General features: G+C 61.7%; 8 protein-coding genes, 3 tRNA genes and 1 other RNA gene. 4 read left to right on the forward strand and 8 right to left on the reverse strand.

Features of this window, described 5'->3' with window-relative positions; translation table 11 throughout:
- Positions 1 to 150 precede the first annotated feature (150 nt).
- On the reverse strand, positions 151 to 1,359 hold the full coding sequence (locus tag KW821_RS09295; RefSeq protein WP_218291235.1) for a tyrosine-type recombinase/integrase: 1,209 nt from the start codon (positions 1,357 to 1,359) through the stop codon (positions 151 to 153).
- 230 nt (positions 1,360 to 1,589) lie between these two features.
- Between KW821_RS09295 and KW821_RS09300 the strand changes: the two genes are divergently transcribed.
- Positions 1,590 to 1,718: non-coding RNA, RtT sRNA (locus KW821_RS09300), on the forward strand.
- Positions 1,719 to 2,024: 306 nt separating this feature from the next.
- Here KW821_RS09300 and katG read toward each other — a convergent pair.
- From katG to KW821_RS09320, 4 genes are all read right to left on the reverse strand, one after another.
- Positions 2,025 to 4,199: a catalase/peroxidase HPI gene (gene katG, locus KW821_RS09305; protein ID WP_218291236.1), complete on the reverse strand. Its 2,175-nt coding sequence runs from the start codon at positions 4,197 to 4,199 to the stop codon at positions 2,025 to 2,027.
- A gap of 737 nt (positions 4,200 to 4,936) precedes the next feature.
- Positions 4,937 to 5,012 (reverse strand) — tRNA-His (locus KW821_RS09310).
- Between the two features lie 49 nt (positions 5,013 to 5,061).
- Positions 5,062 to 5,138: transfer RNA gene (locus KW821_RS09315), tRNA-Arg, on the reverse strand.
- Positions 5,139 to 5,175: 37 nt separating this feature from the next.
- A tRNA-Pro gene (locus KW821_RS09320) sits at positions 5,176 to 5,252 on the reverse strand.
- A gap of 205 nt (positions 5,253 to 5,457) precedes the next feature.
- On the opposite strand from KW821_RS09320, the gene folD reads away from it, so the two are divergent.
- Complete coding sequence (gene folD, locus KW821_RS09325; RefSeq protein ID WP_042652335.1) at positions 5,458 to 6,315, forward strand: bifunctional methylenetetrahydrofolate dehydrogenase/methenyltetrahydrofolate cyclohydrolase FolD; 858 nt, start codon at positions 5,458 to 5,460, stop codon at positions 6,313 to 6,315.
- Between the two features lie 104 nt (positions 6,316 to 6,419).
- On the opposite strand, the gene KW821_RS09330 is transcribed toward folD, so the two are convergent.
- The 3 genes from KW821_RS09330 to KW821_RS09340 form a co-directional block, all read right to left on the reverse strand.
- Entirely contained in the window at positions 6,420 to 7,583 is a 1,164-nt protein-coding gene (locus KW821_RS09330) for a PLP-dependent aspartate aminotransferase family protein (RefSeq protein ID WP_218291237.1), read from the reverse strand.
- A gap of 111 nt (positions 7,584 to 7,694) precedes the next feature.
- On the reverse strand, positions 7,695 to 8,732 hold the full coding sequence (locus tag KW821_RS09335; RefSeq protein WP_218291238.1) for an isopenicillin N synthase family oxygenase: 1,038 nt from the start codon (positions 8,730 to 8,732) through the stop codon (positions 7,695 to 7,697).
- Between the two features lie 345 nt (positions 8,733 to 9,077).
- Positions 9,078 to 9,716 carry an NAD(P)-dependent oxidoreductase gene (locus KW821_RS09340; RefSeq protein ID WP_218291239.1) on the reverse strand — a complete coding sequence of 213 codons (639 nt, stop codon included), beginning with the start codon at positions 9,714 to 9,716 and terminating at the stop codon, positions 9,078 to 9,080.
- Between the two features lie 101 nt (positions 9,717 to 9,817).
- Between KW821_RS09340 and KW821_RS09345 the strand changes: the two genes are divergently transcribed.
- Together KW821_RS09345 and KW821_RS09350 are read left to right on the forward strand one after the other, a co-directional pair.
- Positions 9,818 to 10,726 (forward strand): LysR family transcriptional regulator, encoded by a 909-nt coding sequence (locus KW821_RS09345; RefSeq protein ID WP_218291240.1) that lies wholly within the window; start codon positions 9,818 to 9,820, stop codon positions 10,724 to 10,726.
- 196 nt (positions 10,727 to 10,922) lie between these two features.
- On the forward strand, positions 10,923 to 11,831 hold the full coding sequence (locus KW821_RS09350; protein WP_218291241.1) for a helix-turn-helix domain-containing protein: 909 nt from the start codon (positions 10,923 to 10,925) through the stop codon (positions 11,829 to 11,831).
- Positions 11,832 to 12,096: the final 265 nt, after the last annotated feature.

The following is a 12,096-nucleotide window of genomic DNA, read 5'->3' on the forward strand; positions in this document are numbered from 1 at the left end:
GATGTCTTTGGCCAGCTCAGCAGCCAGTGCTTTGAGTTTGTCTTGGTCCATTTGCTTACCCACGAAGGTATCCTTTTGAAAAAGTTACTTATTCGTGGGCGGTTACACAATTGGATTTACAGGCTCTTACCAGTATGGCCGTTTCATTTTTTACTCGGTCGGTAAACCACCAACAACAAACGTTGCATATGCGTCCATCATGGGTCGACGCTGATCTAACAAGTCAGTACGATGATACGCTGCTTCAACTTTATTTTTTCTTTTATGAGCTAATGCTTGCTCGGCTAAATCATTCGGGTACCCATGTTCACTGCACCAATCCCGTAAGGTTGAGCGAAAGCCATGAGCGGTTGCATATCTTCCTGGCGTTGTGCTGGGTGCTTTGACCCGTCTCAAAAAGGATGTGAGAACCATATCTGACAATGGAGCTCGTTTTCTGGGTGATGGAAACACCCATTTGTCATGTAATCCTCTCATGCTTAGCAGAATGTTAATAGCCTGCCGAGACAGAGGAACTCTATGCATTTGCTTGGCCTTCATTCGCTCGCCATGAATAAGCCAAATGGATTTGTCCCAATTGATTTCATCCCACGTCATTTCACGAGCATCTTGAGAGCGGCATCCTGTAAGCATGACAAATAGCATCAGGGATTTTCCTGCATCAAACCGATCTATCTTGCTCAGGTGTTGATGGACGAAAGCGGGCACATGTCGCCAATCCATAGCTGGATGATGAATGATACTTTCATCTTTAGTTGGTTGCATCGGCAGCAGTTTGTGGACCACCTTCACTGGATTTGAGTTGCAGTACTCATGGGCCCAAGCCCAGTCCATTACCGCGTGCATGCGTTGTTTGACGCGCTTGGCTGTATCAGGGACAGATAGCCAGATTGGTTTGAGCAACTCTGCAAAATGGGAAGGCGTTAACTGATCAACCTTCACATGTCCGATGAAAGGGAAGGCATAGTCCTCGAGTGTCTTCAGCCATTGGGTAGCATGTTTGGGATTTTTCCATCCGCCCCTGAGGTCTTCATGCACTTGACGTGCAGCATCAGCAAAGTGGGGGATTGCTGGTTTACTGTTTTCCAGCAGCTTATGGTCAAGCGGATCGATCCCTTTGGCCAGGAGTTCACGCATGGACTGCCCTTGCTTACCAGCATCAGCAATAGACACATCCGGATACGTGCCTAAGCCTGCATTTCTGCGCTTTTTGGTGACCGGGCTGACGAAACGGAATACCCACTTACCACGACCTTTTGTCGTGGATGGATGAAGGGTTAAGCCGGTGACGCCTCCGTGAGGCAGTGGTGTATCGTCAGGTTTAATGTTACGGGCTTTGGCGTCTGAGAGTTGTGCCATTGGTGCTCCAGGTGCGTAATTGATATGCCAGCCAGTATGCCATTTAAAGCTGATTCTCTTCAAACTTCATCGGACAGTCTTGGCAGAGTGGTGAGTGTAAGTGATTGAATTAAAATGTATGATTGGCGTGGTTTGTGGCTTTTAGGATTTTAACTTGGCGGTCTCCCTCACCGCCAAATTGAAAAACCGACCTCAGGGTCGGTTTTTCGCATCCGGGAACACCACATTCCCTGATGCCAATAGAGGGAGGGTGAGAACCCTCGCCGGGTTCGAGCATAGCAGCTTGCTGCGATGAACGGCCGTAGGCCGCCCCGAAGGGGTGAGCCACGCAGTGGCGAATCATCCTTCCCTCACCGCCAAATAAAGTAAGAGGGCCTGTCGCAAGACAGGCCCTCTTACTTTTTCCGGTGACGGGCGGCTCGGTTCGAACCCTGTTCGACAAGCGGGCAGGATAGCCCGCTTGGACAGCTGAAGGCTGCCTGCAGGGCAAGTGCCAGGGATGGCGCGAGTCAATCCCGACCCGCCGCCAAATAGCAAAACCCGACCATATGGTCGGGCTTTTTGCATTGGGGCCTGTCTAGTCCATCAAAAACAACGCTCCGATGCCCGCGATGGCCTGAATGCCATCCGCGGAAACCGGAGCGTTGGTCGCTACTCTTTCAAACTCAGGCGAGATCGAAGCGATCTAGGTTCATCACCTTGGTCCAGGCCGCCACGAAGTCATTCACGAATTTCTCCTTCGCATCGGCGCTGGCGTAGACCTCGGCCAGTGCCCGCAGCTGGGAGTTCGAGCCGAACACGAGATCGACACGCGTCCCCGTCCACTTCGCCTTGCCCGTCTTGCGATCTATTCCCTCGTAGACGCCTTTGGCGCCGGCCGGCTTCCACTCCGTGCCCATGTCGAGCAGGTTGACGAAGAAGTCGTTGGAGAGCGTCCCAGGTGTTGAGGTCAGGATCCCGTGTTTGGCGCCGGCGTTGGCCCCCAGCATGCGCAGGCCACCGACCAGCACCGTCATCTCGGGCGCGGTGAGCGTCAGCAGCTGAGCCTTGTCGATCAGCATGGCCTCCGAGAGCTCCGCGTAGTCGCCGCCCAGATAGTTGCGGAAACCGTCGGCGAGGGGTTCCAGCACGGCGAACGCCTCGACGTCGGTCTGTGCCTGGGAGGCGTCCATGCGGCCTGGCCTGAACGGCACCGTCACCACGACACCGGCTTTCTTCGCCGCCAGTTCGACGCCGGCACCGCCCGCGATCACAATCAGATCGGCCAGCGATACCCGCTTGCCGCCCTTGGCCTCCTTGTTAAAGTCCGCCTGGATGCCCTCGAGCACCTTCAGCACCTTCGCCAGCTGTGCCGGCTGGTTGGCTTCCCACTGGTTTTGCGGGGCGAGCCGGATGCGCGCACCGTTGGCGCCACCGCGTTTGTCTGAGCCACGGAAGCTCGAGGCCGCAGCCCATGCGGTCGACGCCAGCTCGGCGACGGACAGGGACGAGGCGAGGATCTTTTCCTTGAGCGTGGCGACGTCTTTGTCATCGACCAGCTCGTGATTGACGGCGGGGATGGGGTCTTGCCAGATCAACTCTTCCTTCGGCACTTCCGGGCCCAGATAACGAGCCACGGGGCCCATGTCGCGGTGGGTCAGCTTGAACCAGGCGCGGGCGAAGGCGTCGGCGAAGGCCTGCGGATCCTCGTAGAAGTGGCGGGAGATCTTGCCGAATTCCGGATCGAACCGCAGGGTCAAGTCGGTGGTCAGCATGGTCGGCTTGTGGAACTTGCCCGGGATATGGGCATCGGGGATGATCTCGGGCGCATCCTTGGCCACCCACTGCTTGGCGCCGGCCGGTGACTTGGTCAGCTCCCACTCGTAGTTGAACAGGTTCTCGAAGAAGTTGTTGCTCCACAGCGCCGGGGTCTTGGTCCAGGTGACCTCGATGCCGCTGGAGATGGTGTCCTTGCCATGGCCGCTGCCGTAATTGCTCATCCAGCCCAGGCCCTGGGCTTCCAGGGGCGCGGCTTCCGGCTCGGGCCCCTTGTGGGACTCGGGGGCGGCGCCGTGGGCCTTGCCGAAGGTGTGGCCACCGGCAATGAGGGCGACCGTCTCTTCGTCATTCATGGCCATGCGGCCGAAGGTGGAGCGGATGTCTTTGGCCGCCTCCATGTAGTCGCCGCTGGCATTGGGGCCTTCGGGGTTGACGTAGATCAGCCCCATGTGGGTGGCACCAAAGGGGGCCGCAAGCTCGCGGTCGCCTTTGACCCGATCGGGATCAACCCCGAGCCAGGCGATCTCATCGCCCCAGTTCACGTCCTGATCCGGCTCCCACACGTCCGCGCGGCCGCCACCAAAACCGAAGGTCCTGAAGCCCATCGACTCCAGGGCGACGTTGCCAGCGAGGATCAGCAGATCGGCCCAGGAGATCTGGCTGCCGTACTTCTGCTTGATCGGCCAGAGCAGGCGCCGTGATTTGTCGATGTTGACGTTGTCGGGCCAGCTGTTGAGGGGGGCGAAGCGTTGCTGGCCGCGGCCGCCGCCGCCGCGACCATCTGTGGTGCGATAGGTCCCCGCGGCGTGCCAGGCCATGCGGATGAACTGCGGTCCGTAGTGGCCGAAGTCCGCCGGCCACCACTCCTGAGAGTCGGTCATCAGCCTGACCAGGTCTTTCTTGAGCGCCTTGTAGTCAAGGCTCTCGAACGCCTTGACGTAATCGAAGTCTTTGTCCATGGGATCGGAGCTGGAGGAATGCTGGTGCAGAAGATCCAGCCGCAGCTGGCTCGGCCACCAGTCCCGATTGGTTCTGCCGACGCCGGCGGTGTGGTTGAAGGGGCATTTGCTTTCTTCACTCATCTCAGTCTCTCCTTGGCTGTCGTTTGTAAGGCTAACAACTCATTATGGGGAAGATTTCCACTTTGCTATCTGTGGTTATTGCACGGCCATCGTCATCACCTGGCAGGGCCCTTATCCATTAATCCTTATTTATCATTATGTTGTTCATTCCTTTCGTGCGTGGCGCGCGAAGAATTGGATTAAGCCTATCTATTTTAACAATATATTCACGATTGCTACCCCCAGGTGGCGCGGCGTCCCCGATAACTCTTGATCCGACTCTCTTGCACCCTCACCGCGGTGCCCGGCATGGCTCTGCCTGGGCGAGCGCTCCCGGTTGGCAATATGTGAACAGAATGCATGCTCTCCTGCAGCAATAGCACAGTGCCGGGCGGCAAAGTTTGCGCTGCGTCATGGTGCCTAGGGATAGGTCAGGCAGGGAGTATGGCCCAGTTCATTTCTGTGACCTCAGGCTAACTACATGAATCATTGGTTATTTTTTCGATGCTCTCGCCGGGATAGAGGATGGGTCCAGAGGCGCTTAGGGCGGTGCCGACAGGATCAGGCAGAGGGACATACGCGCAGGGGAGGGCACGGCGGGCAAGTGAGAAAGAGGAAGAGGGCGGCTGGCGCCTTCGCGGTAGCCGGCGCCAAAAACAAAAAAACCGGCACATGGCCGGTTCTTGAGCGTGCGACGAGGCGTGCACGCGGTCAGTCAGACTGATCTCTGTTGGCGCTAAGGCACAAACAGAAAATAATGGGGTGGCTGATGGGGCTCGAACCCACGACAACCGGAATCACAATCCGGGACTCTACCAACTGAGCTACAGCCACCACTGAAATTGTCCGTTAATGAACACACCCAGACGAGGGTAAACATTAATGGTGCGCCCTGCAGGATTCGAACCTGCGACCCACGGCTTAGAAGGCCGTTGCTCTATCCGACTGAGCTAAGGGCGCTCTGTATCGAGAAGTCTATCTGACACCTCGATGAACTTGGTCGGTGATAAAGGATTCGAACCTTTGACCCTCTGGTCCCAAACCAGATGCGCTACCGGGCTGCGCTAATCACCGAGAAATTATCCGTCCCAGCATACTCAGGGCGAGGCTACTGGGCAACGGGCGGGCATCATACCCAAGCGACAAACGCAGCGTCAACGACTTTTTCCGTCAGTAAATTCAAATGCCTACTTATTGCCCGCCCAGCGCGAGCCGCTAACATCCGTGCCAAAAAAATGCGACAATGCGCGGCAGTTGAACACATGGTGAGTGAAGAACGATGTCTGCCAAAATCATTGATGGAAAACAGGTTGCGCAAACGATTCGCAGTCAGGTCGCTGCGAAGGTCCAACAGCGGTTGGCGTTGGGCAAGCGGGCGCCGGGGTTGGCGGTGATCCTGGTCGGGATGGATCCGGCCTCTCAGGTCTATGTCGGCAGCAAGCGCCGCGCCTGTGAAGAGGTGGGCTTTGTCTCCCGCTCCTATGACTTGAGTGCCACCGCGAGTCAGGCAGAGTTGCTGGCCCTGATCGATCGGCTCAATGAGGACGCAGAAGTGGATGGGATCTTGGTGCAATTGCCCCTGCCGGCCCATTGTGACACGACTCAGGTGCTGGAGCGCATTCGCCCCGACAAGGATGTGGATGGCTTCCACCCCTATAACGTGGGCCGCTTGGCACAGCGCATCCCGGCGCTGCGTCCCTGCACCCCCAAGGGCATCATGACCCTGATCGAGGCGACCGGGGTCAAGACCCACGGCCTGCATGCGGTGGTGGTCGGTGCTTCCAATATAGTGGGGCGCCCGATGACCCTGGAGCTGCTGCTGGCGGGCTGCACCACCACCACCTGCCATCGCTTCACCCAGGATCTGGAGACCCAGGTTCGCCGCGCCGATCTGCTGGTGGTGGCGGTGGGCAAGCCGAACTTCATTCCCGGTGAGTGGATCAAGCCGGGCGCCCTGGTGATCGACGTGGGCATCAACCGCCTGGCCGACGGCTCCCTGGTCGGGGATGTGGAGTTTGAAACGGCGCGCAGCCACGCCGCCTTTATCACGCCGGTACCCGGTGGGGTGGGCCCCATGACGGTGGCCAGCCTGATGGAGAACACCCTGAGCGCCTGTCAGGATTACCACGACGCCTGATCGGCACCGGCGCCGTGCACGCGAGGGGCGATGCAAGATAAAAGGGAAGGCCTGGCCTTCCCTTTATTGTTTCCGATCATCCATATCCCCTTCGCAGGGGGCTCTCAACTGATGGCCAGCGCCGCCGCCAGATCGGCGATCAGATCGTCGGCATCCTCCACCCCAATGCTGAAGCGGATGAGATCATCATTCACCCCGGCCGCCAGCCGGCTCGCCTCGTCCATGGCGGCGTGGGTGGTGCTGGCCGGGTGGCAGGCCAGGCTCTCGAGATCCCCCAGGCTCACCGCCTGCACGAACAGCTGCAGGTTGTCGAGCAGGGTGGCGCAGCGCTTGAATCCCCCCTCCAGCTCTATGCTCACCATGCCGCCGAAGCCGCTGGCGAAGGCGCCGAGGGCGTCGTGGCCCGGGTGGTTGGCGAGTCCCGGGTAGATCACCTTCTTCACCGCCGGGTGGGCGGCGAGGAAGTCGGCCACCCTCTGGGCGTTGTGCAGATGGGCATCCATGCGCAGCGGCAGGGTCTTGACCCCCCGTTGCAGCAGGTAGGCCTCCTGCGGTCCTATGGGGGAGCCGATGTGCTTGAGCGCCACGGTACGAATGGTTTTCATCAGTTCGTGGCGACCGGCCACCACCCCGGCGATGATGTCGCCATGGCCGCCCAGGTACTTGGTGCCACTGTGCATCACGACATCGATGCCAAGCTCCAGGGGGCGCAGCAGATAGGGGGTGAGGAAGGTATTGTCACAGACGCTGATGGCGCCGACCTTGCGGGCCGCCTCGACCACCACCCGCGGATCCACCACCTTGAGGGTGGGGTTGGTCAGCGTCTCGAACAGCACCACCTTGGTGGCGGGGCTGATGTTGGCCAAGAGATCCTGATCGCTGTCGTAGGCGGTGACCCTGATGCCGGCGCGGCTGAAGGTCTGCTTGAGGAAGGCATCGGTACCGCCGTAGAGCGGGCCTATGTAGGCCACCTCATCGCCGCTGTCCGCCAGGGCATAGAGGATGGCGCTCACCGCCGCCATGCCGCTCGCCAGCACCAGCGCCTCGTCGGCCCCCTCCAGCGCCGCCAGCTTCTGCTCCAGCTCGGCGGTGGTGGGGTTGCCGAAGCGGCTGTAGATGAAGCCGGGGGCCTGGCCGGCGAACCGCTCCTTGCCCGCCTGGGCGTTGACGTAGCTGAAGGTGCTGCTCTGGTAGAGCGGGGTGGTGAGGGCGCCGGTCTGGGGATCGATCCGCTGGCCGCTGTGCACGCTCATGGTCTTGAATTTCATCGTTTTACTCCGTGTTGCCAGGCTCTGGCTGATCTGCTTGTTTTAGGTTTGCCGGGGGACGCCATGGCATCCCCCGTCGAATGGAATGACAGGGAGGCAGGCTCCCCTGGGTCAGGCCGGCTCGGGCTCCCGCCGCACGGTATTCTGTGTCTGCTCCGAAGCATAGTGGCGCGCCGCCACATCCGGGTGGGAGCGCAGCCGCCCCTTGAGCACGTTCTCCCCCACCTGATAGAAGAGCGGGTTGGCGGGATCGCTCTCGGGTCCCTCGGCCTGGGCCGCCAGCGCCGGCGACAGGCTCAGCCGCGGCACTGTGGCATCTAGCCTGGCCGCCATGAAGAAGGCGCAGGAGAGGCGCGATACCCCGGGCGGCGGGCTCTGTACACGATGCAGGGTCGCCTTGAGGTATCCGTTCGAGGCAAGCTCCAGCAGTTCGCCGATGTTGACCACCAGGGCCCCCGGCAGGGGCGGCGCCGGGATCCAGCCCGCGGCGCTCTCCACTTCGAGCCCGGAGTGGTCGTCCTGCATCACCAGGGTCAGGTAACCCGGATCCTTGTGGGCACCGACCCCCTGGGCGCTGCCGCCGGCCTCGCGCCCCGGATAGTGGATGAGCTTCATGTGCTGATAGGGGCCGCCGGCTATGCTGGCATCGAACACCCCCTGCGGCTGTTCCAGCACCTCGGCGAAGGCCGAGAGCAGGTTGAGGGTGATGTCGGTCAAGCGTGCCTGCCAGGCCAGCAACTGGTCCTTCATCCCGGGCAGGGCGGCGGGCCACTGGTTGGGGCCGATCAGCCGCTGCCAGGGATGGCCGATCTCCGCTGCGGCGAGCGCCGCTGCCTCCCCCATGATATCGAACTGCTCGCGCCGATCCGGCCGGGCCCGGGTCAACTCGGCACCTACCTGGTTGTAGCCGCGAAAATGGGGGCTGTGCACCATCTGCACCGCGCGCTTCTGCTGCTCGGGCAGGGCGAAGAAGCGGGCCGCCAGCGCCAGGGTCTCTTTCTGCTGCGCCTCGCTCAGACCATGTCCGGTCAGATAGAAGAAGCCCACTTCCCGCGCCGCCTGGCCCAGCTTGGCCAGCATCTGGCGACGAGCCTCGGGGGCGCCACCCAGGGCGGCATAGTCGATGATTGGCAGTGATGAATGTTCCATGTGCACCTCTTCCTGTCCCAGTGGCGGGGTATTGGTCCCGCTGACGAAATGTCGGTATCCGGCTGGTTGGCACCGCATGGCGCCAATTGGCTTGAGGTGATGCTACGGTTCTGGGTTATAAGACGGAAACAACAAAATATTCTTAGTTATATACAAAAATCGAAATGGAATTCGAATCCTGTGCGGATTTTACTCTGGTTTGCCGTGCGAAGCTGGCGAATGCCCAGTGCTGGGGAGGGAAGACGGTGTGCGGGCAAGGTCGGGCGGGGGCGTGATGAGGGTAGCTTAGCTGCAAGTGAGATAAAGGTGATCAGGGAGGCATGGCCCCCCTGATCATGGGCCGGATCAGTAGCCCAGGGTAAAGCGCTGGCGCAGGTGGGCCGGCTTCTCCACTTCGACGAGGATCCCGTCCGCCAGATCCCCCACCGTGATCCCGGCAGGCTGGTCGCCGTTGAACAGCACCCGATCGTCCCCGAGTCGATAGCCACCGCGCTTCTCGCCGGGCTCGAGGAACACCGGCGGAGAGACGAAGCGCCAGTCGAGGGCGGTTTCACGGCGCAGGGCAGTGAGACCGTCGCGGGCCGCCAGGGCGCCCTGCTTCCACTCGGCCGGGAAGTCCGGGGTATCTACCAGCTGCACCCCGGGGGCTATCTCCAGGCTGCCGGCGCCGCCGACCACCAGCAGCCAGCTGTGGGCGGTCACGGCCGCCGCTATGATGGCCTTGGCTCCCTTGAGGTACTGATCATGGATGTCGGGCGCGGCCCAGCCCGGGTTGTAGGCGCTGATCACCCTGTCGTGCCCCTTGAGCACCTCGGCCAGTGCCTGCGGGTCCTGGGCATCCACGGCGACGGCGGTGACCAGCGGGTGGGGCTTGATCTTGCTGAGATCACGGACGATGGCGGTGACGCTGTGGCCACGGTTGATGGCGTCGTTGAGGATGGCTGTACCGACAAAACCGCTGGCACCGATCAGGGCAATTTTCATGGGGGATTCTCCTTCACTGTTGGAATGAGCTCATCCTACGCCCCCGGATATGATTTAATAATCCATCATAAAATGCATTCACTTGTAAGCTGGATTTAATAATGGAACAGCTCAGACGCTACGCCATCTTCGCCGCCGTGGTGGAGGCGGGCAGCATGACGGGGGCCGCCAAGGCCCTCGGCATGACCCCCTCCGCCGTCAGCCAGCACATCAGCCAGCTGGAGAGCCTGCTTGGCCTCAGCCTGCTGCACCGCTCCACCCGCCGGCTCAACCTGACCGAGGCGGGGGAGGTGGTGTGGCAGGGATGCCAGTCGCTGCAACAGACCCTGAACCAGACCGAGCTGCGGCTCTCGGAGGTGCGCGACAGTCTGCTCGGCGAGGTGCGGATCACAGCGCCGGTGGGGATGGCGGGCCAGCCGCTGGCCCGGGCCCTGTCGCCGCTGTTGCAGGCCCATCCCGGCCTCTGCATCCAGATCATCGCCGACGACGAGAAGCGGGATCTCATCAAGGATCGCATCGACGTGGCGCTGCGGGTCGGCAGCCTGTCCGACTCCAGCCTGGTGGCGCGCAGACTGGGGCAGACCCGCATGCTGCTGTGTGCCTCGCCCGCCTATCTGGCGCGCAAGGGCAGCCCGCGCAGCCCGGCCGATCTGCTGGCCCACGATTGGCTGGCGGCGGAGATGCAGAGCGGGGGGCTGATCCTGTTCGACGAGAAGGGGCTGGGGCACAGGGTCAAGCCCAAGCCGCGGGTGCTGTGCAACAACGTCTTGCCGCTGCGCCAGTTCACCCTGGCGGGGCAGGGGGTGTCGCTGCAACCCGAGGGGGAGATCGCCGAGGATCTGGCCCTTGGCCGCCTGCTGGAGCTGCTGCCCGGCTACCGGGTGGCGCCGATGGAGATCCACGCCATCACCCCCCAGCGGGAGATCCCGGAGAAGGTGCGGCGGGTGATCGATGCCCTGCGCAGCCACTTCGCCGAGGGGCAGGGCACCGCCTCGTCCCGCCCGCTATGAGTCTGCGGGATAGAGCAGGGAGCGCACTGCGACTGGGGTACAGGGCTATCGTCCTGAACGACCAAGTCCGTGGGGGGCGGCAGAGCACCTTCATGGCTGGCCGTGCCGGCAGAAGGCTTGCCGCCGGCACCACGGCCATGTTTAATGGGCCCACCTGGACAGCCACTGCCCGTGCCGGCAGAGATCCGAACCCATCATGACATCCGCTCCCCCCGTTTTGCCGGGCCCTGTGCCCCAGGCCCGCTCCCACTTCACCCGCATCGAGCGGGTGCTCGACTACATCCACACCCATCTGGATGAGCCGCTGTCGCTGGAGCAGCTGGCCGAGCAGAGCTGCTGGTCCCGCTGGCAGTTGCAGCGGGTGTTCCTGCACGAGACTGGGCTGACGGTGGCCCACTATGTGCGCGAGCTCAAGCTGAGCCTGGCGGCGGAGGCCCTGCTCTCGAGCCGGCAGCGGGTGCTGGATCTGGCGCTGATCTACGGCTTCGGCTCCGAGGTGAGCTTCAGCCGAGCCTTCAAGCAGCAGTTTGGCTGCTCGCCGCTGGCCTACCGCAAGCGCGGCGTGCGGCTGGGGCTGCGCACTCCCCTGGTGCGGGCACCCATGCCGCTCGCGAGCATGCCCAGACTGGTACAGGTGCGGGTCGAGAGCCGGCCTGGCTTCACTCTGCAGGGAGTCAAGGGGCAGATCCGCGGCCTGTTCGCCGACGAGCCCGATTTTCAGCAGACGGTGCCCGCCATCTGGCGTGCCGTGCGGGAGGCCGGCGGTCTGCCCGCCGCCAGCGACTGGCTCGGGGTGGTGGATGTGTCGGGGGCGGGGGCGTCACTGCCTTACTGGGCGGGGGTGGCGGTCGAGGAGGAGACGACCCTGCCGGCGGGGCTGGCCCGGCTGCTGGTGCCGCCCCAGGAGTACGCGGTGCTCAGCCACGTGGGTCCCATAGCGCGGCTGGCGGAGACCCTCAACTGGTTCATCCTGCACTGGCTGCCCGCCTCCTGTTACCGGGGGCTGGATGGCTTCGAGCTGGAGCGCTACGATCCCCATTTCGATGGCCAGCAGGCCGATGCCCGCATGGAGTACTGGCTGCCCATCGCCCCCTGCCAGGGCTGAGTCCTGGCACCCCCATTAGCTAAATCCACTCGGAGCACAGGCACGAAGCCGCCTAGATGTTGATAACAAACCCAATAAACGCCCGCCCTCAGAAAAGATAGCCATTTGAATTCATAGCCCTTTCTCGTCGACACAGCATGTTGTCGACTGAGGCTGTTCTCGCCCATTTTTCCCCTCTCTGCCTGCCAACATGCCCCAAATTGTTAATTCAGGGGCAAAATAGAACAATAAAATGCAAATGAGATTTGTTACTATTCACATGCAG

Origin of the sequence: Aeromonas sp. sif2416 (genome assembly GCF_019218665.1) — a bacterium.
GTDB lineage: Bacteria > Pseudomonadota > Gammaproteobacteria > Enterobacterales > Aeromonadaceae > Aeromonas > Aeromonas encheleia.

What these genes read in the sequence shown, in the direction of transcription:
- KW821_RS09295 (WP_218291235.1), bottom strand. Translation starts at nt 1,359, where the DNA reads ATGGCACAACTCTCAGACGCCAAAGCCCGTAACATTAAACCTGACGAT.
- katG (WP_218291236.1), bottom strand. Translation starts at nt 4,199, where the DNA reads ATGAGTGAAGAAAGCAAATGCCCCTTCAACCACACCGCCGGCGTCGGC.
- folD (WP_042652335.1), top strand. Translation starts at nt 5,458, where the DNA reads ATGTCTGCCAAAATCATTGATGGAAAACAGGTTGCGCAAACGATTCGC.
- KW821_RS09330 (WP_218291237.1), bottom strand. Translation starts at nt 7,583, where the DNA reads ATGAAATTCAAGACCATGAGCGTGCACAGCGGCCAGCGGATCGATCCC.
- KW821_RS09335 (WP_218291238.1), bottom strand. Translation starts at nt 8,732, where the DNA reads ATGGAACATTCATCACTGCCAATCATCGACTATGCCGCCCTGGGTGGC.
- KW821_RS09340 (WP_218291239.1), bottom strand. Translation starts at nt 9,716, where the DNA reads ATGAAAATTGCCCTGATCGGTGCCAGCGGTTTTGTCGGTACAGCCATC.
- KW821_RS09345 (WP_218291240.1), top strand. Translation starts at nt 9,818, where the DNA reads ATGGAACAGCTCAGACGCTACGCCATCTTCGCCGCCGTGGTGGAGGCG.
- KW821_RS09350 (WP_218291241.1), top strand. Translation starts at nt 10,923, where the DNA reads ATGACATCCGCTCCCCCCGTTTTGCCGGGCCCTGTGCCCCAGGCCCGC.